General features: G+C 40.6%; 26 protein-coding genes and 1 riboswitch. Of the genes, 9 read left to right on the top strand and 17 right to left on the bottom strand.

From position 1 onward, the window contains the following. Positions 1 to 35: 35 nt before the first annotated feature. Positions 36 to 2,345: a putative glycoside hydrolase gene (locus BMY21_RS08810; RefSeq protein ID WP_074643005.1), complete on the top strand. Its 2,310-nt coding sequence runs from the start codon at positions 36 to 38 to the stop codon at positions 2,343 to 2,345. Between the two features lie 97 nt (positions 2,346 to 2,442). Here the strand turns inward: BMY21_RS08810 and BMY21_RS08805 are convergent, their stop codons facing one another. From BMY21_RS08805 to BMY21_RS08795, 3 genes are all read right to left on the bottom strand, one after another. Then, complete coding sequence (locus BMY21_RS08805; protein WP_143064199.1) at positions 2,443 to 2,841, bottom strand: hypothetical protein; 399 nt, start codon at positions 2,839 to 2,841, stop codon at positions 2,443 to 2,445. A 204-nt stretch (positions 2,842 to 3,045) separates the two neighbouring features. After that, a complete protein-coding gene (locus tag BMY21_RS08800; RefSeq protein ID WP_074643000.1) occupies positions 3,046 to 3,891 on the bottom strand; it encodes a metal ABC transporter permease in 846 nt (281 codons plus the stop codon). Beyond that, on the bottom strand, positions 3,863 to 4,549 hold the full coding sequence (locus BMY21_RS08795; protein WP_074642998.1) for a metal ABC transporter ATP-binding protein: 687 nt from the start codon (positions 4,547 to 4,549) through the stop codon (positions 3,863 to 3,865). The genes BMY21_RS08800 and BMY21_RS08795 overlap by 29 nt, the downstream gene beginning before the upstream one ends. 125 nt (positions 4,550 to 4,674) lie before the next feature. Between BMY21_RS08795 and BMY21_RS08790 the strand changes: the two genes are divergently transcribed. Then, on the top strand, positions 4,675 to 6,573 hold the full coding sequence (locus tag BMY21_RS08790; RefSeq protein WP_083379803.1) for a methyl-accepting chemotaxis protein: 1,899 nt from the start codon (positions 4,675 to 4,677) through the stop codon (positions 6,571 to 6,573). Between the two features lie 118 nt (positions 6,574 to 6,691). On the opposite strand, the gene BMY21_RS08785 is transcribed toward BMY21_RS08790, so the two are convergent. Beyond that, entirely contained in the window at positions 6,692 to 7,318 is a 627-nt protein-coding gene (locus BMY21_RS08785) for an adenylate kinase (RefSeq protein WP_074642993.1), read from the bottom strand. 254 nt (positions 7,319 to 7,572) lie between these two features. Between BMY21_RS08785 and BMY21_RS08780 the strand changes: the two genes are divergently transcribed. From BMY21_RS08780 to BMY21_RS08770, 3 genes are read left to right on the top strand one after another with little or no spacing between them, the layout of a single operon-like run. After that, positions 7,573 to 8,178: a LemA family protein gene (locus BMY21_RS08780; protein WP_074642990.1), complete on the top strand. Its 606-nt coding sequence runs from the start codon at positions 7,573 to 7,575 to the stop codon at positions 8,176 to 8,178. Between the two features lie 14 nt (positions 8,179 to 8,192). Continuing rightward, complete coding sequence (locus tag BMY21_RS08775) at positions 8,193 to 8,897, top strand: TPM domain-containing protein (RefSeq protein ID WP_074642988.1); 705 nt, start codon at positions 8,193 to 8,195, stop codon at positions 8,895 to 8,897. Beyond that, positions 8,891 to 9,682, top strand: coding sequence for a TPM domain-containing protein (locus tag BMY21_RS08770; protein ID WP_074642985.1), 792 nt, complete (start codon positions 8,891 to 8,893; stop codon positions 9,680 to 9,682). Before BMY21_RS08775 ends, BMY21_RS08770 begins: the two co-directional genes overlap by 7 nt. On the opposite strand, the gene BMY21_RS08765 is transcribed toward BMY21_RS08770, so the two are convergent. The 8 genes from BMY21_RS08765 to BMY21_RS08730 form a co-directional block, all read right to left on the bottom strand. Next, the gene (locus BMY21_RS08765; RefSeq protein WP_256210345.1) at positions 9,651 to 11,279 is read right to left on the bottom strand and encodes a methyl-accepting chemotaxis protein; all 1,629 of its coding nucleotides are present in this window, start codon (positions 11,277 to 11,279) and stop codon (positions 9,651 to 9,653) included. The genes BMY21_RS08770 and BMY21_RS08765 overlap by 32 nt on opposite strands. A 264-nt stretch (positions 11,280 to 11,543) precedes the next feature. Beyond that, positions 11,544 to 11,885: a hypothetical protein gene (locus BMY21_RS08760; RefSeq protein ID WP_074642980.1), complete on the bottom strand. Its 342-nt coding sequence runs from the start codon at positions 11,883 to 11,885 to the stop codon at positions 11,544 to 11,546. Positions 11,886 to 11,969: 84 nt separating this feature from the next. Then, positions 11,970 to 12,548, bottom strand: a complete 579-nt coding sequence (locus tag BMY21_RS08755) for an O-methyltransferase (RefSeq protein WP_074642978.1) — start codon at positions 12,546 to 12,548, stop codon at positions 11,970 to 11,972. A 33-nt stretch (positions 12,549 to 12,581) separates the two neighbouring features. Further along, positions 12,582 to 13,439: a prephenate dehydrogenase gene (locus tag BMY21_RS08750; protein WP_074642975.1), complete on the bottom strand. Its 858-nt coding sequence runs from the start codon at positions 13,437 to 13,439 to the stop codon at positions 12,582 to 12,584. Continuing rightward, positions 13,436 to 14,446: a 3-deoxy-7-phosphoheptulonate synthase gene (aroF, locus tag BMY21_RS08745; protein WP_074642973.1), complete on the bottom strand. Its 1,011-nt coding sequence runs from the start codon at positions 14,444 to 14,446 to the stop codon at positions 13,436 to 13,438. Before aroF ends, BMY21_RS08750 begins: the two co-directional genes overlap by 4 nt. 145 nt (positions 14,447 to 14,591) lie before the next feature. Continuing rightward, entirely contained in the window at positions 14,592 to 15,476 is an 885-nt protein-coding gene (locus tag BMY21_RS08740) for an FRG domain-containing protein (RefSeq protein WP_074642970.1), read from the bottom strand. Between the two features lie 6 nt (positions 15,477 to 15,482). Continuing rightward, on the bottom strand, positions 15,483 to 16,514 hold the full coding sequence (gene tsaD / locus BMY21_RS08735; RefSeq protein WP_074642968.1) for a tRNA (adenosine(37)-N6)-threonylcarbamoyltransferase complex transferase subunit TsaD: 1,032 nt from the start codon (positions 16,512 to 16,514) through the stop codon (positions 15,483 to 15,485). Positions 16,515 to 16,523: 9 nt separating this feature from the next. Then, positions 16,524 to 17,786, bottom strand: a complete 1,263-nt coding sequence (locus BMY21_RS08730) for a divergent polysaccharide deacetylase family protein (RefSeq protein ID WP_074642965.1) — start codon at positions 17,784 to 17,786, stop codon at positions 16,524 to 16,526. A gap of 135 nt (positions 17,787 to 17,921) precedes the next feature. On the opposite strand from BMY21_RS08730, the gene thrH reads away from it, so the two are divergent. From thrH to BMY21_RS08710, 4 genes are all read left to right on the top strand, one after another. Next, positions 17,922 to 18,521: a bifunctional phosphoserine phosphatase/homoserine phosphotransferase ThrH gene (gene thrH, locus BMY21_RS08725; RefSeq protein WP_074642962.1), complete on the top strand. Its 600-nt coding sequence runs from the start codon at positions 17,922 to 17,924 to the stop codon at positions 18,519 to 18,521. A 67-nt stretch (positions 18,522 to 18,588) separates the two neighbouring features. Continuing rightward, positions 18,589 to 18,703, top strand: a riboswitch (TPP riboswitch). Continuing rightward, the gene (locus BMY21_RS08720; RefSeq protein WP_083379802.1) at positions 18,690 to 19,667 is read left to right on the top strand and encodes a thiamine ABC transporter substrate-binding protein; all 978 of its coding nucleotides are present in this window, start codon (positions 18,690 to 18,692) and stop codon (positions 19,665 to 19,667) included. Its footprint overlaps the riboswitch before it by 14 nt. Next, on the top strand, positions 19,667 to 21,052 hold the full coding sequence (locus tag BMY21_RS08715; RefSeq protein ID WP_074642957.1) for an ABC transporter permease: 1,386 nt from the start codon (positions 19,667 to 19,669) through the stop codon (positions 21,050 to 21,052). Before BMY21_RS08720 ends, BMY21_RS08715 begins: the two co-directional genes overlap by 1 nt. Further along, positions 21,049 to 21,687: an ABC transporter ATP-binding protein gene (locus BMY21_RS08710; RefSeq protein WP_074642954.1), complete on the top strand. Its 639-nt coding sequence runs from the start codon at positions 21,049 to 21,051 to the stop codon at positions 21,685 to 21,687. Before BMY21_RS08715 ends, BMY21_RS08710 begins: the two co-directional genes overlap by 4 nt. A gap of 22 nt (positions 21,688 to 21,709) precedes the next feature. Here BMY21_RS08710 and BMY21_RS08705 read toward each other — a convergent pair whose 3' ends face one another. From BMY21_RS08705 to argC, 5 genes are all read right to left on the bottom strand, one after another. After that, the gene (locus tag BMY21_RS08705; protein WP_074642951.1) at positions 21,710 to 22,477 is read right to left on the bottom strand and encodes a GNAT family N-acetyltransferase; all 768 of its coding nucleotides are present in this window, start codon (positions 22,475 to 22,477) and stop codon (positions 21,710 to 21,712) included. A 29-nt stretch (positions 22,478 to 22,506) separates the two neighbouring features. Next, positions 22,507 to 23,379 (bottom strand): acetylglutamate kinase, encoded by an 873-nt coding sequence (gene argB / locus BMY21_RS08700; protein WP_074642950.1) that lies wholly within the window; start codon positions 23,377 to 23,379, stop codon positions 22,507 to 22,509. Between the two features lie 9 nt (positions 23,380 to 23,388). Then, on the bottom strand, positions 23,389 to 24,669 hold the full coding sequence (argJ, locus tag BMY21_RS08695) for a bifunctional glutamate N-acetyltransferase/amino-acid acetyltransferase ArgJ (protein ID WP_074642947.1): 1,281 nt from the start codon (positions 24,667 to 24,669) through the stop codon (positions 23,389 to 23,391). A 97-nt stretch (positions 24,670 to 24,766) separates the two neighbouring features. Next, positions 24,767 to 25,393 carry a polysaccharide deacetylase family protein gene (locus tag BMY21_RS08690; RefSeq protein WP_074642945.1) on the bottom strand — a complete coding sequence of 209 codons (627 nt, stop codon included), beginning with the start codon at positions 25,391 to 25,393 and terminating at the stop codon, positions 24,767 to 24,769. 19 nt (positions 25,394 to 25,412) lie between these two features. Next, positions 25,413 to 26,357 (bottom strand): N-acetyl-gamma-glutamyl-phosphate reductase, encoded by a 945-nt coding sequence (gene argC, locus BMY21_RS08685; RefSeq protein ID WP_074642942.1) that lies wholly within the window; start codon positions 26,355 to 26,357, stop codon positions 25,413 to 25,415. Positions 26,358 to 26,440: the final 83 nt, after the last annotated feature.

Genomic DNA, 26,440 nt, shown 5'->3' with positions numbered 1-26,440 from the left:
GACAAAAAAACTTTTTACTAAAATGGAGAATTTTTATGATTAAGAAAATTTTACCTGCGGTTCTTTTGGGCTTATCTTTTGTAAGCTGTCAAATGGGACTAACAAATTATAAGAATAGAGACGGTGTAACATCCAGAGCTTCTAATCCGACTTCTCAGGATAGCACAATGGATATTACTTATAATGACAAGTATATCTTTGCAACAATTGATGAACCGGCTAATATAGCAAATCTTAGTTTCTATATTAATGTTGATGGAAATTCTGAGTCTGGTTTTAAATCATGGCTTTGGAAAGAAAGTGGTGCTGATATCTTAGTTCAGAGAGTAAAGCAGACAGATGGTAGTTTTAAAACTTCTTTCTATAATGCATTTGATGGTTCTGTTTGGGGAGATGCAAAATTTGAAGTTGAAGCTTCTGTTGAAAACAATAAAGTGACTTTGAAAATCCCTTTTGATCCAGAATCAAATCTTATTTATGACAACTTTGCTAAATACACATTTGGTTATGTTTCATATTCTGCAGAAGGTGATGGCTGGGAGATAGCAACTATATTACCTGCCCAGAATAACAATTTTGCTTATGGAACTAAGAAACTGAATCTTGAGATCGAAGATTTTAATTTTATCTATGATAATAATTATCTTTATGCCTCAATTAAAGAACCAGAAAGTATCGCAAATTTTGATTTATATATAAATACTGATGAAAATGCAGATACTGGTTTCAAATCATGGCTTTGGACAGAAAGTGGCGCAGATTTCTTAGTTGAGAGAACAAAGCAATCGGATGGTACTTTTGTTACATCGTTGTATAAATATAATGGTAGTAACTGGGGAACTGCTATATGTACTTTAGATTGTACTGTAGAAAATCATGAGGTATTTGTAAAAATTCCTTTTGATGAAAACTCAGCATTTGTAGCAGAAAAAATCAACAGCTTTGCATTTGGTTATGTATCATTTTCTTCAGAAGGTGATGGCTGGCAATCAGCTACTGTATTACCTGAAAAGAATAAAAGCTTTGTTTCAAATAATGGAGCTAATATTACAGTTGTAGATTTTGCAGCAAAAGATTCTGAAGGCAACAAGATAGAGTATAACAATGGTATAATAATTCCTGCATATATCACAGGCGCTTCTAATTGGGAACAGATTGAAAAAACTGTAGCATCATTTAAAGCAAATAATCCGGATAAGGATATTTTTGTAGTATTGAATGGAGTGAATGGACCTAGTGGTTTTGACTGGGAAACAGCTAAAGATTATCTTGGAACAATTAAGCAGAACTGTAAACTCATTGGTTATGTACATACATGTACTGCCGAATTTGCCAATGAAAACGGCAGCTTCAAATATCGTTCTATAAATGGAATAGAAGATTCTGTAATCGGTGATATTGAAAACTGGATTGCTAATTGTAATATTTACGGTTGTAATCTTGATGGTATCTGGATTGATGAATTCTATCCAAGATATGAGATTGCAGGAAATTATGATTCAACTCTTACATTTCCTAATGGAAAAGAATTTGCACCGACTGAACTTCTTAAATATCCGAAGGGAACAAATCTTGCTGACGAGATAAATAATTTGAATATAAATCCAGAAGGTGGATATTACTGGCAGCTTTTTACTGAAATAATGAAAGTCCATCCTGAATTTATAAAAATTGGAAATGCAGGCGGTATGTTCTGGAGTAATCAGATGGCATATGGAAAGCTTGTAGATATTCTTGTATGTTTTGAGCAAAAATATTCTATCGCAAAATATGGAGATCCTCGAGACAGTAGTTATGATGCATCTGCTCCTGAATGGAAGAGACTTGCAGATTCTTGTACTGTTAATTCAGAAGTAGCTCATAAACTTGCATTGATTCATGGTGCTTATGATTTTGATGTAATTGATTCTCCTGATTTCCGCCAGAAAGTACTTAAGAATAATACCAGATATGAAGCTATCCGCTGGCAGCTGCTCAGAATTCAAGATTCAAAAAATAATAAAATTTATAATGAATCTGATATCACTGAGAGTTCTATTCTTGATAAATCAGTTGTAGCAGGTGAAGATTTCCGTCAGGCAGCAAGTACAGCATACTATCAGGCTTTTAATTATGAAGATTTCCGAAATGAAGTTATAAACGAATATAAGTCATTAGGTATTTCTGATGAGGCTTATAATGCCCAGCTTGTAGATGCACTTATGAATGCTGAAAAATATGGATATACTCATGTTTATGTAACTGACAGAGATTACGGTATCTATGGTGAATCAAATGTTTGGGGAGGATTACCAAGTTACCTTAATACTGAAGTTGAACTGCTTGCAAACTTCTTTAATAAGTAATTTTTCAGAATGAAATTATAATAAGTAGCAAAAATCCCTCTTCCGCATTGTCACGCCAGAAGGGGGATTTTTTTTGTGTGTTTAAAAGTCCTGTGAATTAAAAATCAACACTGGTGGCTTCGAGGTAGTTGTAGGTTACGCCATCGATTTCTGTGATTTTGTAGAGTCCTGTGATTGTGATGTCTTCTCCTGGTTTAGGGAAATCATCCGGATAGGTGTGGTTGCCGGGCCATATGAACTCGAGGCCCTGCTGACAGCAGGCTGTTGCATCAGGGACAACTACAGCGTAGTATATTTCGCCTGTGTACGGATCAGTGTAGGTTTCGAACCAGCCTTTTACTTTGATGTTTTTTTCTACATAGTCTTCCGGCATTACAAGCATATCAAAGATTGTAGTGTATATCATTGTTGCGGACATTTTTGTAAGATCGAGGTCGACTTTTGAATTGCCGGTATTTGAGCCTGGCGAAACTAACGGCTGTGAGCTGGTATTCATGTCTGCGACAGCTTCTGTGTTCTTTGCGGCGGAAGCGGCCTGAAGACCTGAGTTATTTGTTGTGTCTTTTCCTTTACATGATAGGAAAGCGTTAGGGATTGTCGCGAGCAGACCGCAGGCCAGAAGGGCCGAGGACTGTCGAGCTAAAGCCCGACCCTGGCGCAGCCGGGGGAACGCCCTGAAAATATTCTTAATCATCACTTTCTATTTTATAAAAACTCCTGCAATTGTAAATATGAGAAATGCGGTAAGGTCTGCTGCTACGATAGTGCTTCCTACTGGAGTGCCGGCGAGTATTGAAATCAAAAGACCTGCCACAGAACATACTACAGAAACAATGGCTGAGCAAATAGTTACAGAACGGAAACTTTTGAATACACGCATTGCAGAAAGGGCTGGGAAGATTACGAGGGCAGAAATTAAAAGCGAGCCTACGAGGTTCATTGCAAGTACGATGATTACTGCTATGATGATTGCAATTACAAGATTATAAGCCTGTGCATGTGTACCAACTGCGGTTGCAAAGTTTTCATCAAAGGTTACGCAGAAGATCTTATTATAGAAGATTATGTAAGCTATGATTACTGCAATTGAAAGACCTGCACAAAGCCATACTTCGCCGGAGGTGAGGGTAAGGATTGAAGTCGAGCCAAAGAGGGTACTGCAGACATCTCCAGTAAGATTTGATGAAGTAGAAAAAATATTCATTAAAAGATAACCGATTGCAAGGGACGCTACAGAAATCATTGCAACTGCTGCATCTCCCTGAATCTTTTTGTTCTGGCCTGAACGAAGTAATAAAATTGCACTTATGATGGTTACCGGCAGAACTATGTACATGTCATTAGGAATGCTGATGAAGGTTCCAAGAACTGTTGCAATACAGATTCCGCCAAAGGCTACATGTGAAAGTCCGTCTCCAATAAATGAAAAGCGTTTGAGAACAAGGGTAACTCCAAGCAGTGAAGAACAGAGTGAAATCAACACGCCAACAATAAAAGCATAGCGGACAAATGCAAAACTAAAGTATTGAATTAATGTGTCTATCATATTCTTTTACGTCTCCAAAGAATGTTGCGCCACCACTTCCTATGTGCAGTACGTGTGTTGCGTGTTTTAGGGCTGCTTCAATATCATGAGAAATCATTATGATTGTGATTCCGGTTTTATTGAGTTGTTCTATTAAGGTATACATTTCTTCTGTAGCTGCAGGATCAAGGCCTGTTACAGGTTCGTCGAGAAGAAGCATTTTCTGTGCGGCACAAAGAGCACGGGCGAGAAGGGTTCTCTGCTGCTGTCCACCAGAAAGTTCCCGGTAGCATTTTTTAGCAAGATGAGTTATACCAAGTTTTTCCATTGCTGCAACGGCAAGCTGTTTTTCTGCTTTATTATAGAAAGGGCGTTTACCGCAGCGTGACTGACAGCCGGAAAGTACGATTTCGCGGACACTGGCAGGAAAGTCTCTCTGGACTTCTGTCTGCTGCGGAAGGTAACTGATTTCATCTGCAAGCAGACCGTCTCCTGTTGTGATTGAACCGGACTGAGGTTTAAGCAGGTGGAGAATGGTTTTCATCAGTGTGGTTTTTCCAGAACCATTATCTCCTACAATGCAAAGGTAATCACCTTTGTTTACTTCAAAAGAGAGGTTTTCAATAACTGTTTTGTTGCCATACCCGAGGGTAAGGTCTTTGCAAATTAGTTGTGCCATGGTACTCCAATTTGATAATCATTCTTAAATTGAAAGTATGATGACTATGACATATTTTTTACATTTATACAATGGTGTATTTTTTTTGGTTACAATTTGCCATTTATATTATATAATTATAAGTTATGACAGTATTTGCGACATTTGTAATAGTTTTATTTGCAGTCACTTATGCAAGTGTACTGATGTTGAGATGGTTTGCTCTAGAGTTTATTTACGATGAAATTGAAGTTATGTGGAGTGGTACTCTGCCTAACATTATGGTTGCATCTCTTCTGCTTTTTGTAGCCGTAGCAATCGGATATTTTATAGCAAAACCTTTTGATCAGATAATCAAAAAAATCAAGGAAGAAGGCCGTAAGGCAACACAGGAAGAAATCGGACTTTGTCTCAAAAGCTACAGAGGTATAATTCTTCTTATTATCATTGCTAATGTAATTGGATTCTTTATTGGTCAGATTATTATTGTTTACATTGGAATTGCAAACGGAAGTAATGTTTACTACTTTTCCCGCGTGTTCCTTGTAATTGCACAGGCTATGGCTTTTGGTGGTATATCTGCCATTACTTCAATTAAACTGGTAGATTATCTTCTTATTAAAAAGCGGGAAATGCTTGAAATTGGTTCTATTGTAGATTTTAAAAGCCGTTCTTCAAAAATCTCTATATCCATTGGTCTTGTATTCTTTATTTCCCTGTACTTTCTTGGAATAAACATGCTAACAGTTCCATATGGAATTCTTCTTGCTTCTCATAACGGAACTTTCCAAGGAGATCTGCTTACTGCTTTCTTTAAAAAGGGTGCAATCTGTATTTCACTTTCTGCTGTACTTGCGGCTGTTCCTTTCCTTACTGTTTTGCGAGGTCTTTCTAAGCGAATTAAACTTACATCTCATCTTCTGGATGAAATTACAAATAACGGTGATTTAACCTGCCGAATCAATATTAATATGATGGATGACTTTGGTCTTCTTATCTCTTCTGTAAATACATTGATGGCAAAACTTTCTTCTATGATTAAAGACTTTAAGGCCGAAACAAATGCTGTTACAGAATCTGCAGGAATCATTTCAAAATCTGCAAGATATGCAACTGGTGCTATTGGTGTTATGAATCATTCGCTTCAGCATATTGATGAAAACAGTAAGAAGCAGGATGAACTTGTTGAAATTACCGGTGATAATATTGTTATGCTTGCAGACAGTATTGAAACAGTTAAGCTGCATGTAACTCAGCAGACTGAAGCTGTTCAGAGTATTTCTTCGGCCATTTCAAGAATGACGGATAGTATCTCAAGTGTAGCTGATACTGCAAAGCAGGCACAGGAAGTATCTCAGGGACTTTCTGAACGTAGTGATGTAGGAAATACTGCTGTTGAACATGCGGTAACTACTATGAAAGAGATTCAGACTGTATCTGAAGAGGTTCGTAAACTTTTGAAGGTTATTCAGGGTATTGCCGCTCAGACAAACCTTCTTTCTATGAATGCTGCAATTGAGGCGGCTCATGCAGGTGAGTTTGGTGCCGGATTTGCGGTCGTTGCTGACGAAGTTCGCTCTCTGGCTTCTTCTTCATCTTCTAGTGCCCGTGATATTCAGAGCAAGATTAAAGAGATGATGGAAAAGACAACTGCCGGTGTAGAAGCAATTACTTCTGCCGGTGTTGCATTCCAGGGAATTCGTGACAATGTAGTTGAAAATGCAACTCTTGTTAAAAATATTTATGATGCAATGCTTGCTCAGAATGAAGGAGCTGCAGAAACAAAGAAGGCTGCGGATGATCTTGTAGAGGCTATTCATGCTATTCGTGATTTGGCTGAGGAAGAAACTGAAGGTGCCCTTAAGCTCCGTGAATCTATGGATGCGGTTGTTGCGGCCTCTAAGTCTACTATGGCTGCCGTTCAGGAAAGTCTTGAAGCTACAGCAAATATGAAGGATACGGTTGAAAAGGTTGATACTTCAGCAACCGGCAATAAAGAATCTGTTGAAAAGATTCATAATCATGTGGAACAGTTTATAGTTTAAGCCTAAAAAAAAGAGCCGGCTCATACTAATGAGTCGGCTCGCATAGTCTCGCCTCTGAGGCATTTAGTGGTAGAACCTAAAACGACCCGCTGTCGCAGCTCGTTTTTTAACGGTTCTGCTAGAATAGCCTTTTAAACTCACCAAGCAAAATGTCTGTCTCAATTGATGCATCAAGATCAGTAATCTTGCCCTTGTTCTTGTAGTAGTTGATGAGTGGTTCTGTCTGTTCGCGGTAAACATCCATACGGTGAAGGATAGATTCCTGCTTGTCGTCATCGCGCTGATAGAGTTCGCCACCACACTTGTCGCAAACGCCTTCTACTTTTGGTGGAAGAGTTTTGATATTGTAGTTAGCTCCACAAGCCTTACAAACACGGCGAGTAGAAAGACGGCCGATTACGATATCATCTGAAATCTGGAAGTTTACTACTTTGAGGTCAGCAACAAGACCATCAAGCATTTCTGCCTGAGGAATTGTACGAGGGAATCCGTCAAGAATGTATCCGTTCTTGCAGTCATCCTGTGCAAGGCGGTCTTTTACAAGTTCAAATGTGAGTTCATCGCTTACGAGAGAACCTGAATCAATAATTGCCTTTACTTTTACTCCAAGAGGAGTCTGAGCCTTAATATTGGCACGGAAAATATCACCTGTAGAAATGTGTGGGATTTTGTAGTCTTCTGCTACCTTAACTGCGAGAGATCCTTTTCCAGCTCCCGGTGGTCCCAAAAATACGAAATTGTTCATTATTAACCTCTTTGTATTAAAAAATCTGATTTTTATATTTTATTATGAAAGTCGAATTCGGGCAAGGGAAAAAAAAGAATTTCTCACAGAGAACACAGAGGCCACGGAAGAAATTTATATATTATAAGCACTGTGTCCTTCGTGTGCTCTGTGAGGGATAAAATTTTGTTGACTATATCACCATTCGTTTATAAATTTAAACTAAGACACCAATCCTGAAATAAGTTCAGGATGACATACATTGGAGGATTTTAATGAAAAAGATTTCGAAAGGGCTTATTGCTTTGATTATTGTGCTTGTTTGTGTACTTGGAGTTTTTTCTTTCTATAAGAATACTTACAATTCACTTGTTTCAATGGATGAAGAGGTTTCGGCAAGCTGGGCTGAAGTTCAGAACCAGTATCAGCGCCGTCTGGATCTGATTCCAAACCTTGTTTCTACAGTGAAGGGCTATGCTAAACATGAAAGTGATGTATTTACTCAGGTTTCTGAGGCACGTTCTAAGGCCGGTGGTCAGATCAATATAAGTGATGAAATCCTTAATGATCCGGAAGCTTTTGCTCGCTATCAGCAGATTCAGGATAATCTTGGTGCAAGCCTGCAGAGACTTTTGATGGTAACAGAACAGTATCCTGCTCTTAAGGCAGATCAGAACTTCCTTGCTTTGCAGGATCAACTTGAAGGAACAGAAAACCGTATTACAGTGGCTCGTAACCGCTTTAATGATACAGCAAAGGTCTACAATAAAAAGGTTCGTCAGTTCCCTGCAAATATAATTGCAAATATGAGCGGTTTTGAAAAACGCCCTTATTTCACAGCAAGTGCAGAAGCACAGAGTGCTCCTAAGGTCGAATTCTAATAATTGGACGTCTTATGAAATATAAAACACTTATAAAAAAACTTAAGCTTAAGGATGAAGATTTTGCTGCAATAAAAAAAGCAGTAGCCGATGCTGAAACCAAGACTACCGGCGAAATTGCTGTTGCAGTAACTCCTGAAAGCGCACGTTACTGTTTCTGGGAACTGCTTGCGGCAGACTGTGTCGGCATGCTGGTTCTTCTGTGTATGATTCCTTTTTCACAGAAGATTCTTGAGCTTTACCGCAGACTTTACTGGCAGAATGAACCAAGCTGGATTCTTCCGGTATTCTTTATCGTAAGCTGTCTTGCTGCAGTTCTGATTGCTTTTTATATTGCAAATATTCCGGTAATTGACCGACTTATAATTCCACGCTCTGTACGAAAGACCTGTGTTACAAACCGAGCCTTCCGTTATTTTACAGAGTCTGGAGTTTATGATACAGCAGAGCATTCTGGTATTCTGATTTTCGTTTCTTATATGGAACGTCAGGTTCGTATTGTTGCAGATTCGGGAATTTCTAAACATATTTCGCAGGATTTATGGAATCTGATTGCTGATGAACTGGCTGAAAATCTTCGAAAAGGTGAAGCATCAAAGGCTTTTGTTACTGCAATTGAAAAATGTGGTCAGCTTCTTGCCGAGAACTTCCCGCCTCATGAGAAAAATCCAAATGAACTTCCTGATGGACTTGTAATTCTGGAGGACGCAGAATGGTAAAGAGATTTTTGATGAGCCTTGTCCTTACAGCCATTTTGATTTTTACTCCGCTTTTTGCAGTTTCTGTTCCAGCTCTTAAGGGCCGTGTAAACGATTATGCAAAAATTATCCGTGATAGTGATGAGCGTGAGATTGAAGAATACCTTGCCGGTCTTGAACAGAGTACTGGCATTCAGATTGCAGTTCTGACAATGCCTTCTCTTGACGGTGAGGATATTGCTTCGTTTGGAATTAAGGTTGCCGATAAATGGCAGCTTGGCGATAAAGAAAAAGACAACGGGGCTCTCCTGCTTGTTGCTTATGCTGAACATGATTTGCGCATTGAAGTAGGTGATGGACTTGAAGGTTCTTTGACTGATGCAAAATGCGGTCTGATTCTTCGCAATGTAATTGTACCTGAGTTTAAGAACGGAAACTATTCTGCCGGTATCAAAAAAGGTGTTATGAATATGGGTGGAATTGTAAGTGGTGATGAAAGCGCCGTAAGCCGTTCTGTACGTGAAGGCGAAAGTTCAGGCTCTTCATCAGATTTAATACCTGCATTTATCTGTGTAATCTGGTTATTCCTTTTCATGAGTGCAATTTCTGCGGGTACAAGAAGAGGAAGAAGACGCGGACGCTACTATCATAATGGAAATACAATTGCCTGGATTGCAGCAGATGCAGCTCTCCGCAGTATGATGAGAGGCTCTGGCAGCGGACATTCTCATTCATCCGGTGGCTTTGGAGGCTTCTCTGGAGGCGGCGGTCACTTTAGTGGCGGTGGTGCATCGGCTCACTGGTAGTTTTCATTATTTCCATAAGCTCATGAGCAACCTTTGCTGTGTTTTCTGCAAGCGCAGCAAGGTTCTGAGCTTCCTTACTTAAGGTTTCTGTAAAGGCAGAAATTTCACTACTGGCATCATTTACAGCCTGTGATGCCTGACACAAATCCTGCATGTTATTCATTACACTTGTAGCAAACTTATCCTGACTTGCAATTTCTGTTTTCATGTGGGCAGCGCTCGTTGCAAGACTCGAAGCATCTTTTGCTATTTCATTTCCGGCACTCTGCTGAGATTTCATTCCTTCCCAGGCAGCATTTACACGTTCAGCACTCTTTACAGAACCATCATCAATTTCTGTAAGAGCCTGATTTACCTTAGAAGTAAGTTCCGCACTACTATCAATAGAGCTGATTATAGAAGTAATGATTTCGGCAATTTTATTTGACCACTGAGAAGTCTGAGCTGCAAGCTCTTTAATTTCATGAGCAATTACAGCAAATCCTTTTCCTGCTTCTCCGGAGTGAGCGGCTTCGATACTTGCATTCATAGAAAGTAAGTCAATCTTATGAGCAAAGGTACTAAGCGTACTTGCAACACCCAGAATTTCAGTTGAAGAACTCTGGATTTCTTTCATTACGGCCATAAGTTTTTTCATATCTTCACTTCCAGTTTGTGTAAGCTGGGAAAGTGATGATGTAAATTGAGCTGCAGTTGAAATACCTTCACCAACAGTTGTGATACCGTTGATAATATCCTGAGTACCCTTTGTTGTATGCTGAATCATAATTGTTTCGTTTTCAAATTCAACAGAAATGTCCTTTAAGAAGTTAGTAAGATTATCAATGGCTACGGCCGTTTCTTCGCGGATGCGGTTCTGTTCGTTAATTGCATTATTGATATCAGTAACTTTGTTTTGAGTTTGAGAAGAAGAGTTAATCATAGCGTCTACAGATTCGTTAAGTCTTTGTGCAACTACATTTGAATCTTCTGCCATTATCTGTGCTTTTTCAATAACGCTGGAAAGTTTGTCTTTCTGACTTTGTGTTTCTTTGGCAAGTCTCTGAACTTCTTTCTTTATGTTTGATTCTCTTATGGCAAGTGTGATGAAGACAGAAAGGTCAACGCAGAAGAATGCAAAGCCCTGTGTCCACATAAAAGGTACTACGCCTGTTACCTGACAGACAATATCATGAATTGCACAGCAGGAACCTGCAAAGAATCCAATAAAGACCGGAATAGAATCATACTGTTTACCTTTAATTCCCTGAACTGTAACTATGAAACCATAGACAATTACACCGACTGTTGGAAGCATTGCAATCAAGAATAAATTATCAACTGCAACATCATTTCCTGTACTTATTAAAAAGGCTGCAAAGAAAATTACGGTAACAGAAATCGCTATGGCAAAGGCGAGTTTTGATCTTTTTCTGTTATAAAATTTATGTAAGAAAAGCATCAAAAACATCATACTTGCAGGTAAACAGGCTCTTGTAAATGAACGCTGTATGTTGTAATTGATGAGAGTGTTCTCAGATCCCATATCATAAAAATAAAGGATGATAAAGAATAAGCAGCCGACAAAATATAAGAAGGCTGTATTTGTTCTATCCATACAGTATTGCAGTAAGGCATAGAACAGAATGAATGCACACAAAACGCCAATACATAAAAATATTTTCTGATTAAAAATATTTTTGATTTTATTCATGAAATAGCCTTGTGTATCATTATCGAGAGAAGGACAGATGTCTTTTGCAGTTGAGCCAGGAGCATAGACCCTTAAGGCAATATCTATAGTTCCGTTTTTAATACAATTTGAAGGAATTAAAATATCTGTATTTTGTTCGATTTTAATACTAAGATTTGGAGGGAAATTTCATCGTGAACCGACATAAACTCCATCTGCATATACCTGAATGGCACAGTTTGTCTTCTGGAAGCCAAGCCATATATTAGTATCTTTAAGACTGCCTGGAACATTTACTGATTTTCGAAGCCAGAAATAATGATTGTTATTCTGAACGGAAATAATTTTACCTGTGTTTATGGTGTCCCAGGAATTGTCGTTAAAAGATGGAGCTGCAAAACTCTGATTATCACTGAATTTGATTTTCCAGTTATCATATATTGGTTCGCTATGTTTGTTTTTAAATGAGCAGGATGTAAAAATGATTAAAATAATAAAAAGTGAAAATAAAGCTCTTGTAAAATTTCTCATCTTGTCTCCCCCAGTTAAAATGTATAACTATTATAACATGGAAAGTGAGATAACATAGAAAAATTTTAAGGAAAGAAAAAGCTGCTATTTTCTTTTGCTTACTGTGATTCTGTCACCGATTTCGTAAAAAGTAGTTTCGAATTCTTCATTTGTGCGAAGGAATTCTGCATACTTCTGAATCTTTTTTACGAGTTTTTTTGTGCTGTAGTTATGTGTGAGGGAGAGGTCATCTACCATGCCGTGGAATGAAAGGTTATCGCTTATCATAACTCCGTCTGGAGCAAGGTTTGCCTTGTACTTTTCAAAAAACTTAATGTACTGGGCTTTTGCAGCATCGATGAAAATGAGGTCGAATTTGCCTTCAAGCGGGCAGGTGAGTGCATCGTCGTGAATGGCTGTGATGCGGTTTTCAAGGCCGCAGGCTTTAAAGTTTTCTACGGCTTTGATATGGCGGTCTATGTCGAGTTCTATAGTAGTAACATGAATATCATCCGAAAGTTTTGCAAAGCGGATTGAAGAATAGCCGATGGCAGTACCGATTTCCAGAATGTTTTTACAGTTGTGTTCCTTTATATATTCACAGATAAAATCACAACCTTCATCCTGCATGATAGGAACTGCCTCTCGGCTTGCGTATGCTTTTATAGAAAGTAAATCGTCCATAAATCCTCTGTCATCCTGAACTCGATTCAGGATCTAGTTCTTCTGCATCTGAATGCGCTTAGAGCGTACATCTGCAAGAAGTGATTGTAAACCATTTGCGTCCTGGGTTTCAATCAGGTTTTTAAGATTATTAAGCTGGGCTTCAAAATTTTCTATGTGAGCAACGAGCTTTTCGCGGTTAGCGAGGAAGAGCTCTGTCCAAAGCGGTGCGTTAATCATCGCAATGCGGGTGAGGTCCTCGAACGAACCGCCACCGAAGCTTGTGATTTCCGGGTCGCCGGCACTTTCTACCATGGCACTCGCAACAACGTGACACAGCTGAGAGGTAAAGCCGATCTTGTTGTCGTGAGTGTCGGCATCAACTTCGGTAATGCGGGTAAAGCCCATTTTTTTGATGATGGTGCGGAGCTTTTTGACTGCGGCTTCATCTTCATAACCTTCTTTTGGTTTTATGAGGATGTAGTTGTGATTCAAAAAGTATTCGCCTTTAGAGGCTGCAAAGCCTTCCTTTTCACCACCGGCCATAGGATGACCTAAAATAAGATGTGCATTTGCAGGACGGATTTCTTCCATGCTGACTGAAAGCTCGTGTTTTACACCGCTGATATCAGTGATGATTGCGCCGTCTTTATAATCATTCTTATGCTGCTTTAAGAACTCAAGAGTTGCAGCAGGGTAGAGACAGACAAAAAGCATGTCGGCTTCAGAAAGCATTTTGTCTGTTTCCGAAGGAGTAAACGCTTTATCAATAATACCAGAGGTGAGCGCTGCGTAAAGCGACTCATTGTTTTTATCAAGCGCGTAGATTTTATCGTTCGCGTCAGCAGAAGAGCGGATTGCCTTTGCAATTGATCCGCCCATAATTCCAAGTCCTACAATTGCAAAAATCATACGTTACGTCCGTTAATAGCTGCAATCTGTGGAAGAACTTTCATAAGCTGTGCAAACTCTGTTGGGTGGAGAGACTGCTCACCATCACAGAGAGCCTTTTCAGGATTGTTGTGGACTTCGATGATAAGTCCATCTGTGTTACATGCAACTGCTGCTTTTGCGAGTTCCGGTACCATCCAGCGCTGACCACAGGCATGGCTTGGATCGATGATGATTGGAAGGTGGCTTACCTTGTGGAGGTAAGGAACAATGCTTACATCCAGACAGTTACGTGTGTAGTTATCGAAAGTGCGAACACCGCGTTCACACAAAATTACGTTTTCATTTCCGCTTGCCATAATGTATTCAGCAGACATAAGGAGTTCTTTTACAGTTGCTGCCATACCGCGCTTCAAAAGGATTGGCTTTCCTGTTTTTCCCATCTCTTTAAGAAGGTCAAAGTTCTGCATGTTGCGTGCACCAATCTGAATTACATCTACATCGTCAAAGTATTTGAGCTGGCGGATATCCATAAGCTCTGTTACGATTGGAAGTCCTGTTTCTTTTTTAGCAGATACGAGGAACTGAAGTCCTTTTTCACCAAGTCCCTGGAAGCTGTAAGGAGAAGTACGAGGTTTGAAAGCACCGCCACGAAGAAGTTTTGCACCGGCAGCCTTTACGTCTTTTGCAATTGAAATAACCTGTTCTTCTGTTTCTACTGAACAAGGTCCTGCGATTACAGGAATCTCACCGTTACCAAAGCTTGTGTTTCCAACTTTGATTACAGAGTTTTCTGGATGGAAAGTGCGGCTTGCCATTTTGTAAGGAGCAGAAACGCGCTGTACTGTATCAACAAAAGGATTGGCGCTGACCATTTCTGTGTCGAGCGAACTTGTGTCGCCGAGGAGTCCGAGAATTGTAAGGTTTTCACCTTTTGATACATGAACTCCAAAGCCCTTCTGCTTCCATGAGTCAATGAACTCATTCATCTGCTGATCAGATGTTCCGTGTTTAAGTGTAATAATCATAAAAATCCTCTCTTGGCAAAAAAAAAGGAACTCTTTTTCAGAGTTCCTTGAAATTACCGATTTATATACATCAGCATCTACTTTGCCAGAACTCTGCAAGCGTTGTGAGAATACCAGTAATAATAGTATGCGTAAGTGATGTTTTTCATTTGTTCTTACTGTACTGTTGCGTAGAAACTTTGTCAAGGGGGAGATTCTTCTGCGAGTTTACAAAATATCTTTTTGTGTCTATGAATTTTTCTTCTACTAATTTTCGAAGCTCTCTGGCATATTCATCTGCTGGAGTTTGTGGACCATAGATTGTTTGTTCATTTAACTGAAGGAGATCCAGCAGCTCTTTGAAATAGGAAAATCTTTCTCGTGGAATAATGATTTTATGGAAAAACTTTCCACAGTCTTGTAAATCAAATGGTGTAAAATCTTTTCCCTGAATGATAAAATTTCCAGATTGTCTTGTCAGTCTGTAATTCTGGATTGATGGTTTTATGCATAGGGGCAGAGAAGGGTTATTCTCAAAATGAATATATCTCAGTAAATAGTCACGGGTTTCTTCTGTAACAGGAACGGGACCGTGATAATTTTGGACTGGTGTATTATCGCTTACGGAATGATTCAGATTCTCTGGTGAGCAGACAAATACATTTACTCCTGTATCTGATGGATCCAGTTTATTTATAGCAAAAAAAAGCGCTATCATTGGATCTTCTGTCCAGTCTAGCAAAAGTGTTGGCGCACCACAGTGTTGTGCTAAAAATGACCATTCTAAATCATCTTTTGGATTTCCAAGGACTTTTAATTGCTTTCGACATTGCTTCTTACAAAAGTCTTTAAAATCATTCAAATGTTTCAGAAATCCTGGAATTATAAGCAATGATTCAGTTGTTTTAAATGACAGTCGAGCTTCGGGAGTTAGCAGTCTGTATTCTGATCGATTTTGTCCTCTGAACCACAGCAAAGGTACATTTTCTGAAATCTTTATCTTTTTAATTGCCTGCAGATATTCTTCAATTGAAGTAACTGTTATTTCCATATTTCTTTACTTGTTATGTCTTACCTGATCCAATCCACGCTTAAACTGCGGAATACGTGCACATGTCACTGTATTCATATCGCTGCGGTCGCCGCGCTGGAGGAAGTGATAGGCAACTCCGGCTATCATGGCTCCGTTATCTCCACAGAGCTTGAGAGGCGGGAAGATGCAGTTGATGTCTGTACGTTCTGCGAGCATGGCGCGGAGGCGGGAATTGGCTGCAACACCGCCGCCGCAGACTACTGTTTTGAGGCCGGTATCGTCGGCGGCTTTCAGGAGTTTTCCAACCAGAGTTTTGATTGCGGTTTCCTGGAAGGCGGCGCACATATTTTCTGTGCTGTGCTCGTAGCCTGGCTGCCAGAACATATCACACTGGTGAATTACAGCAGTTTTCAAACCGCTGAAGGAAACGTCGTAGCGGTGGTCTTTTTCATCAAGTTTTGGAACCGGGAAGCGGGCAGCTTTCGGATCGCCTTTTTTAGCAAGGTTATCGATGATAACTCCTCCAGGGTAGCCGAGGCCATAGAACTTAGCAACTTTATCAAAAGCTTCTCCTACAGAGTCATCAACCGTAGTTCCTAAAATCTCAAGATCATCAAATCCGTTTACTTTACAGATAATTGAGTGGCCGCCACTTACGAGAAGTCCCAAAAACGGATATTCAACATCTGACTGGAGTTGTGCTGCATAAAGGTGACCTAGCATATGGTTAATTGCGATAAAAGGTTTGTTTGTAGCCCATGCAAGAGTTTTTCCAAAAGTAAAGCCAACAAGAAGTGAACCCATAAGACCAGGGCGGTTTGTTGAGGCAATGGCATCAACCTCATCTAAGGTCATGTTTGCTTCTTTGAGTGCCTGGCGAACTACAGGAAGAATCCATTCTGCATGTTTACGGCTTGCAATTTCTGGTACAACACCCTTATAGATTTTGTGGAAAGGGATCTGTGTTGCAACTACGTTGCTGAGAATTGTTTTTCCGTCTTCTACGATTGCGCAGGCTGTTTCATCGCAGCTGCTTTCTATACCTAATACTTTCATTTGGTTCCTCTAGTTCTTTCTGGCGCGGCTCTTGCTTACTGTACTGAAAGTGTATCCTTGTGCCTTAAGTTCAGGGTACGCATCCTGTAAAAAGGCCGGCAGAAAATCTGCACTCCAGATATGGCCTATCATTATAACGCTTCCATTTTTATTTGCAAGGTCAAGGCCTTTTTTAAGTTCTTTAAGAGCGTTTTCGTTTGTTTTCTCGTTATCAAGGAAGATGTTTCGTTCGTAGTATGAATAACCGAGTTCGCCCGCAACATACGGCACCTTGGTTTCTACGTTAGTGCGGCTATCGAGGAAGTAAATACCTTCCTGAGAGCAGAACTGCATCACCGTGGCCATTTTTTCTGCATCGGCTGTAATGGCAGATCCTTCATGATTATTCATTCCGGAAATCGGGCCGATTTCTGTGATGTTCTGAAAAAGCACAGACTTTATTTCACTTTCACTCATTTCAGGTTTAATGGCACCTGGTCCCGGATTTACAGATGCATTTACAGCCTGCATCGGCTGATGAAGCATAACTTCAAAGCCAGCCTTACGAACCTGTGCTGCAGTCTCTTTTGAATGTGCCAATTGAGGAAGAACCGCAACTGTTATAGGGAAGGGCAGCTTTAAGAATGGTGTAAGGTGCGAAAGATTTTGTCCGCCGTCATCAAAAACAAAAATCAGCTGGGCATTATTTTTTGCTTTTGGAAAGTTGTATTTTGATGATGGTGTTACAGGCGCAGGGACTGTAGTTGTGTCCTGAGTTTTCTGAGTATTCTGTGAATCCTTTTCAGGAGTTTTATCTTTTGCCTGAGGTGTTTCGATTTTTACTGATTTATCTGTTTTTGCAGGCTCTGTTTTATTTGAAGACTGCGGCTTTTTAGGAGTCTCTGGCTTTTTTGTTTCTGTTTTTGGCTGACTTTCTGTTTTTGGCTTAGTATCTGCCTTTGTTTTGTTTTCAGTTTTAGGCTTGTTTTCATCCTTTTTCTTTTTAGCAGACTCGGCTTCAGTTTCTTTATTATTCTTTGAATCAATAATTTCTTCTTTATATCTTTCTATTATACTGTCTGGAAGCTTTTTGTTCGGTTCATGAAGTGTTGTAACGAGCAGTAAGCCCATACAGATTGTGATAATAGCACAGCAGAAAATAATTGCCTTATAAGCCGGAATATATACCTTAGGCTTTTTTGATGAGCGGCGGGTTGTGCGGGTAGTTCGTTTTGATCCGGTTTTTCTTGTTGTTTTGCTGGAAGTTTTTCGCGCTGTCTTTTTCTGAGGCATAAGATGATAGTATCACTTTGGAAAGATTTTGTCAGTTAGGGGGATTCCTTGATATATTTTAATAAATACTGTATTTTCTTAGTAAGATTGTCGGGTCAAACCCGACAATGACAGATGTTTTATTGAGGTAAAAAAATGATTATCACTTGTCTTGATCTTGAAGGCGTACTTGTACCGGAAATCTGGATTGCTTTTGCTGATACTGTTGGAATTCCAGAGCTTAGAAGAACTACCCGCGATGAGCCGGATTATGACAAACTGATGAAATATAGAATCGGAATCCTTAAGGAGCATGGACTTGGTCTTAAGGAGATTCAGGAAACAATCAAAAAGATTGATCCTCTTCCTGGAGCTAAGAAGTTCCTCGACGAACTCCGCTCATGCTGCCAGACAATCATCTTGAGTGATACTTTCAGCCAGTTTGCAGCTCCTCTCATGGAAAAGCTCGGACAGCCTACAATTTTCTGTAATGAACTGATTGTTTCTGATTCAGGAGAAATTACAGGCTACAAGATGCGCTGCGACAAGAGTAAGCTCACAACTGTAAAGGCTCTTCAGTCAATCGGATTTGAAACAATCGCTTCGGGCGACAGCTTCAACGATCTTGGAATGATTGAAGCTTCAAAGGCAGGTTTCCTTTTCCGTTCTACAGAAAAAATCATCAAGGATTATCCACAGTATCCTGCATTTACAGAATACTCGGAACTGCTTGACGCGATTAAGAAAAGCCTATAATCGAAAAAACGGCTCAGAGGCAAGCTGTGCTTGCCGACTTGACAAGCACACTTAAAATATTTATTTAGTTTATAACCGGGGGTGGCGGAGCATAATGAGACGTCGTTTCATTTCCGCCTGAGATTATACCCTTCGAACCTGATCCGGATAATACCGGCGGAGGTAGGTATGAAAAAAAGTCATACTCTCATCGTTTTATCAATCTTCATTTTTACATTGGTTTGCCCCATGCTTATGGGCTGCAAAAAATCATCTAAAGTTGACGCTGCTCGACTCAACGAGGTTATCGTTTACACTTACGATTCTTTCTGTGGCGAATGGGGAAGTGGTCCTGAAATTGCACGTCTTTTCGAAGCAAAAACTGGTATCAAAGTAACTTTCATTGACTGTGGTGATGGGGTTCAGATTCTTTCAAAGGCTCTCATTGAAAAAAATGATCCTTATGCAGACGTTCTTCTTGGTCTAGATAATAATCTTACAGAAAAAGCTGGTGAAAGCGGAGTATTTGAAAAATTTAAGCCTTCAAATGCATCAGTTCTTGCAGATGGTCTTGAAGAAGAACTCGGTGGAAACTGGATTATGACTCCTTATGATTACAGTCCGTTTGCAATCATCTGGAATTCACTTTCTGGAATTCCAGCTCCTGCTTGTCTTGAAGACCTTACAAAAGATATTTATAAGAAAAAGCTGATTTTGATGGATGCCCGCACAAGTACTCCTGGCCTTGGTTTTGAAACCTGGGTAAATAAAGTTTACGGTGATAAAGCAGCTGATTATATGAAGAGACTTGAATCTTCTATTCTGACTATGGCTCCTGGATGGAGTGTAGGTTATGGAATGTTTACTGATGGCGAGGCACCTCTTGTAATCAGTTATACAACTAGTCCCGCTTATCATATTGAGTATGGTGAAGGGGATCAGTATAAAGCCCTTACATTCTCTGATGGTCATGTTATGCAGGTTGAAGGTGCTGGTCTTGTAAAGGGTGCAAAGAATCCTGGTGGAGCTAAGAAGTTTATTGAGTTCCTTATCAGCGAAAGTGCTCAGAATGTAATTCCAGGAACTCAGTGGATGTTCCCTTCTAATAAAAACGTAGTGCTTCCAGCAAGCTACGATACAATTGAGATGCCAAAGATTTTGAAATAGTGTTTAAGATTTATTTCTACACTTTAGAAATTGCGCTTCTCTCAACTTTAATTGCAGCAGCGGCTGGTATTCCTGCTGCATACTTCACTGCGCGCCGGCGTTTTCCCGGACGCAGGATACTTCTATCGTTTTCTGCGGTTTCACTGTGCGTTCCTTCCCTTATTGTTGCACTAGGCTATGTTAGCTTCTGGGGAATGAACGGCACTGTAAACCGTTTTTTCGGAACACATTTTTCCTTTCTATATAGTACAGCAGGAATTGTAATTGCTCAGGGCTTTTACAATGTTCCGTTTATAACGGGGATTGTAAGTGAGGCCTGGGAACGTCTGCCACGAGAACAGGAAAACGCCGCACGCTTATTAGGCGCCGGTGAAACCCGCATTCTTCGTACCGTAACTCTCCGTCAGCTTTCGGGAGCAATCGGTGCAGCCTGTATTCCGGTTTTTCTTTTCTGTTATTTTAGTTTTATGATTGTCCTGCTTTTTTCTCCGGTTGGACGTTCTACTCTTGAAGTTGAAATTTATCATTCAATCAGGACAACTCTTGATGTAAGTGCCGGTGCTAAACTTGCGCTTCTGGAAACTGTAACGGCTTTTGGAATTGTGCTGGCTTACAGTTACGTGGCACGCCGCAGTCAGACAACCTCGAGCGGCGTGGATTATGTGCCGGTTGTGAGAAGACGGATCCGCGGATCAGCGGTTATATTTGTTCCGCTTGTTTTTCTGATTTTGATTTTTTTGATTTTTCCGCTGGGAGCTGTTTTTGTGAACGGAGCGGGGGAACTCGGTAAAGTACTTAGGAGCCGGGGCTTCTGGAAAGCTTGTGCGAACTCGGTGAAGTGCGGGGTGGCGACCGGCGCGGCGTGTACTTTGCTGGGCTTTGCTTATTCGGTGGCGGTGAAATTGAAGAGGCGGCAGGCCAGCGTGATTTTGCAGACGGTGCCGGTGCTTCCTATGGCGATTTCATCGGTCGTGATTTCGTGGAGCGCCACGATGATTTTTCATCGCGGAACTCCGGCTTTGCTTGTGGCGCTGCAGACGGCGCTGTACTGGCCAATCGCTTACCGGCAGATTCAGAACGGAATTAACCGGATATCTTATGAGACGGATGCTGCGGCAAGGCTTTTATCCCGCGGATGGTTTGACAGCGTGGTGCGAGTATATCTGCCAGCATGCCGACCGGTTCTGTTATCAGCCTTTGCTTACTGCTTTGCAATAAGCCTAGGAGATGCTACTATGCCTCTGGTACTCTCAATCCGTAATTTTGATACTCTTGCACTGTACACTTATAAACTTGCCGGTGCATATCGTTTCAGCCAGGCTTGTGCCTGTGGTGGTATTGTTGCCGCCCTTAGTATGTTGATTTTCTCGCTTGGAAAAAAATGAGTTACTTTAGCGTAAAAAATATTCATAAAACATGGGAAACAGTTACAGTTGATTTTTCTCTTGAATGTGAAAAGGGTAGTATGACTTGTCTGCTCGGTCCAAGTGGCTGTGGAAAATCAACTGTGCTGAATATAATCAGTGGGCTTGAAAAAAACGACCCGGAATACGAAACAAAACTTGAAATAGAGCTCGACGGTCAGCGTATTGAAAAACTTCCTCCTCGTCAGCGTGGGGTTGGAATGGTATTTCAGAGCGGTGCTCTTTTTAATCACATGAATGTAGTAAATAATGTCGCTTACGGATTGATTTCCCAGGGAATGAGAAAAAAGGAAGCTCTGATAAAGGCTTCTGCATATTTACCGGAATTTGGACTTACTGATTTTGATAAGCGTATGCCTCAGACTTTAAGTGGCGGAGAGCGCCAGCGTGTGGCACTTGCTCGTACTTTGATTACAGAGCCAAAACTTGTTCTACTTGATGAGCCTTTGTCTGCTCTTGATGCTGATCTTCGTCGCCGTCTTGCAGCACAAATCCGTGAATGGCAGAAAAAAATCGGCTTTACAGCAATCATGGTAACTCATGATGTTAATGAAGCTGAAGCTATTGCAGATAAGATTGTAAGATTTTCCAAATAATACTGGCTGATAAAAGAATATGTTATTGATTCTTTTTCATATACCAGTATGAATAAAGTTTTTCAAAACCAAGTTTTTTATAAAGGTTTACTGCAATATCATTAGTTTGAACTACTTGCAGGAAAGAATGATGAGCACTTTCTTTTTGTGATTTTTCAAGAAGTGCAGAACATACTTTTTTACCAAGTCCATGGCCGCGAAGTTCTGGTGAAACAACAACATTCTGAAGCAGCATATATCCATTTTCAATTGCAGCAGAAGCGCATGCAGCAGGTTTTCCTTCATATATAAGAGTGCAATATATTGTATCAACCAGAACTTTCGAAATCATTCTGCGGAAAACATCCTGATCATGTAAATCATTTATTTCATGAACTTTAAGAAAGACGGGCAGCCATTCATCCGGCACAGATGAAAAAATGTATTCAATTGATGAGTCTTTTTCAGATGTAACAGGACTTGTTGTCAGATCACAAATCATCAGATCTGTTGGAGTTACAGGTTCGTATCCACGCTTTGCAAGAAAATCATTTAATTCTGAATCTATTTCAGTGATTTTAAACAGACAGGGAAGTCCCTGCTTTTTGTAAGCTTGTTCACAGAAAGGAACTTTTTCTTCAAAAGATTTAGAAGAAGGGTAGAGTACAGTGATCGAATTTGCACGGCCAGTGTATCCTTCAGAAAATTTAAGAATCCAGCCATCGTAAAGAAGAGTGTTTAAGGCAACATGGCCGTTCAGACACATTTCTTCGAATTTTTGTATCTGTTCATTCATGTATGTATCCCCCATAGAAGCTCTCCTTTAGAATTGACTTGCGACTAATAAATCATTGTTCCAATACCACGGTCAGAGAACATCTCGATCAAAAGTGAGTGTGGAACGCGACCGTCGATAATATGTGTGCGTGGAACTCCGCCTTTAAGGGCAGTTTCACAGCAGTCGATTTTTGGAATCATACCACCGGCAATAACTCCAGTGGCTTTGAGAGAACCGATTGCAGTGCGTTCAATTCTCTTTATGAGTGTTGTAGGATCGTCAATGTTGCGGAGGATACCAGGAACGTTTGTGAGCTGTACGAACTTTTCAGCGTGAAGAGCAACTGCAATTTTAGCAGCGGCTGTATCAGCATTGATGTTGTAACGTGCTGTGTCCCCGTCTTCTCCAAGAGCAACTGTAGATACTACAGGAATAAATCCTTTATCGAGAAGTGAAGAGATGATTTCTGGATTTACTTCTGTAACTTCACCTACAAAACCGAGATCTTTTTCTGTTTTTACAGCGCGAAGAAGACCTGAATCAACACCAGAAAGTCCAACAGCTTTACCGCCTTTCTGCAAAAGAATACCAACGATGTCTTTGTTCAGTTTTCCTGTAAGAACCATCTGAACAATTTCCATTGTCTCTTCGTCTGTGTAGCGGAGTCCGTCAACGAATTTGCTTTCCTTACCAACGCGTTCGAGCATGTGGTTGATTTCTGGTCCGCCGCCGTGAACGAGTACAACCTTAATTCCGATTGTATTAAGAAGAACGATGTCTTCCATTACAGCCTGCTTGAGTTCTTCGTTGAGCATGGCATTTCCGCCGTATTTTACTACGACAACCTTGCCGCACCACTGCTTAAAATATGGAAGTGCCTGAACAAGTACTTCTGACCACTGTTCTGTTGCAATATTGTTTGTTTCGTTAGCCATCGTTATCTCCTAGGTGCGGTAGTCGCCGTTGATTTTTACATAATCATAAGTAAGGTCGCAGCCCCATGCAGTACCTTCTGCGTCTCCGTCATGGCACTGAACAAGAATTTCTACGGCTTCACGGCTCATGATTTTCTTAGCAAGATCTTCGTCGAAGTTTGTAGGAACTCCGTCCTTATAAACCTGAACAGATTCTTCTCCATGAACTTCAAAATCATCATAATTTTCAAAATATCGTTTAGCGTCTGGACGGCTTGTGAACCAGATACTTGTTTTGTCTGGATCAAAAGGAATTCCACTGTAGCCCATTGCACAGAGGAATCGTCCAAAGTTTGCATCGCTTCCGAACATAGCAGCTTTTACGAGGCTTGAGCAGATGATTTCCTTTGCAAGTCCGCGTGCAGCTTCAATTGTAGCGGCACCCTTTACATTACATTCAACGAGGCGGGAAGCTCCTTCACCGTCGGCAGCAATCTTCTTTGCCATTACTGTATTCATTTTATTGAGTGCTGCAAGGAATGCATCGTAATCTGCGCCGGCAGCAGTAATTTCTGCATTGCCTGCTTTTCCGTTTGCAAGGATTGTGAGTGAGTCGTTAGTAGAAGTGTCTCCGTCTACAGATACACAGTTATAAGTTCCAAGAATTGATTCGTGGAGTGCCTTGCTGAGCATTTCTGAGCTGATTGCACAGTCTGTTGTAATAACACTGAGCATTGTTCCCATGTTGATGTGAATCATGCCAGAGCCCTTACACATTGTTCCCATGCGGCAGAGTTTTCCACCAACAGTGAACTCAACAGCGCATTCCTTGAACTGGGTATCAGTTGTCATGATTGCGATGCGGGCTTCTTTATTTCCTTCGCGTGAAAGTCCCTTTGCGAGAGTTTCTGCATTGTTTTCAACTTTTGTTACGTCCAGTTGAGCGCCGATAACGCCGGTTGAGTAAACAATTACATCTTCCGGTTTGATGTTGAGCTGATTTGCTGCAGCTTTTGCCATACGGAGTGCGTTTTCTGCACCCTGAGCGCCTGTACAGCAGTTAGCGTTTCCAGAAATTGCGATGAGAGCCTGTGCCTTACCGTCTGCGAGGTGCTTCTGAGTAAGCTTTACGCTTTCTGCCTTTACGCGGTTCTGTGTAAAAACACCGGCTGCATTACATGGTACCTCAGAATAAATGAGGGCTGTATCATTCTTTGTTCTGCTTGCCTTAATGTGGCAGAGCATACCGTTTGCGGTGAAGCCCTGGGGAGCACATACACCGCCTTCTATAAATTTAATATCATTCTGCATAAATATTCATTCCTTTTGTATATTTATACTGTTTTTGAAAAGATTGTTCAACTAAAAAAAACGGTCCCTTCAACTTTGTTCAGGGACCGTTTCAGGTTTATTGTACTACAGACCAGTTGTCGCCGTTGTCTACCATCGGAACATTTTTAAGTCTGTACAACTCTGGGGCTGTCACGAACTCAAAGCCCATCTCTTTAAGGGCTGGAATTGCACGGTCGACAACCTCACGGGTTGCGTCGTTACCTTCATTTACGTGCAGGAGGTACATAACGCCGTCCTGTGTGTTTTCCATCATCTTCTGATAGCGTACATCGGCAGGACAGTCTGGAATCCAGTCATCGCAGCCATGGCCACAGATGAATGGAACGTGAATTACTTCATGCATAAGGTCGTTTACGCAGATGTAAGGAGGGCGGAAAAGTACCGGTTTTTTGCCTGTAATTTTGATGATTGCTTCATCACATTTGTCGTATTCTTCAATCATCTGCTCTTTTGTGAGTTTTGTCATATCAGGATGTGTCCAGGTATGGTTTTCAATGTCGCAGCCCATTTTTACGGCACGCTCTATTACCTTTATGTTTTCAGGTGTGATTTTATTACCAATCAGAAAGAAAGAAGCTACAACACCGTGCTTTTCGAGAACATCGAGCATTTTATCCATTGTGTCGTTGCCCTCAAAATTTGGACCGTCATCAAATGTTAAACTACAGTACTTTTTTTTCATTTTTTTTCTCCAAATGGGCTTAGAGACAGGTAGCCTCATCAATTCCCATCATAATATTCATACACTGAACAGCAGCTCCGCTGGCACCTTTTCCAAGGTTGTCGAAACGTGTTGTAATCATAATTCTATCATCATTTCCGTATACAAATACCTGCATATTGTTTGTTCCGGCAAGGGTATTTGCTGGAATGAACTGCTCTGGTAAAACACCTTCACCCATAAGCGGAGCAACCTGAACAAAACGGCTGCCTTCATAATGAGCAGCAAACATTTCCTGTACATCTTTTGCAGTTACCTTTTTTGAAAGAAGGCGACTGTGAAGACCAACTGTAACAGTCATTCCCTGGAAGTAATCACAAACGTAAGGATTGAAAACAGGTTCAAAGTCGAGGCCTGATATTTTTTTGATTTCCGGTAAATGTTTGTGCTGCTGTGTCAAAGCATAAAGACGTGGAGAATCAAGTCCTGGATCACGGCCTTCTGCTTCATACTGTGCAATGGCTTTTTTTCCTGCTCCGGAATATCCGCTGACTGCGTGAATCACAACAGGATAATCAGCTGGCATAATTCCTGACTTAACAAGAGGGTAGCAGATGGCAATTGAGCCTGATGCGTAACAACCAGGTACGGCTACACGGTTTGAAGTCTCAATTTTCTTTCTGAAATCAGCTCCAAGCTCTGGAAATCCGTATGCCCAGTCTGGATTTGTACGGTGAGCTGTAGAAGCATCGATAATGCGTGTTTTAGGATTTGTGCACAGAGCAGCAGATTCAATTGCGGCGGCATCTGGCAGACACAGGAATGTAAAATCCGATGCATTGATCATTTTTGCCTTTTCAGCAGGATCTTTTCTCTTATCATCATCAATAGTAATGATTTCAATATCATTGCGCTTTTCAAAACGCTCAAAAATCTTAAGGCCGGTAGTGCCTTCTTTTCCATCAATAAATACTTTGTAAGCCATGCGGTTATTATAGAAGAATGCAATTGTTTTCACAATATAAAAGTTTGACCGTAGTGATTTTGTAGATTATAATATTTTGTTAA

Source organism: Treponema bryantii (genome assembly GCF_900111035.1).
Taxonomy (GTDB): Bacteria; Spirochaetota; Spirochaetia; order Treponematales; family Treponemataceae; genus Treponema_D; species Treponema_D bryantii_C.
This window is presented reverse-complemented; position numbering and strand designations above follow the sequence as displayed.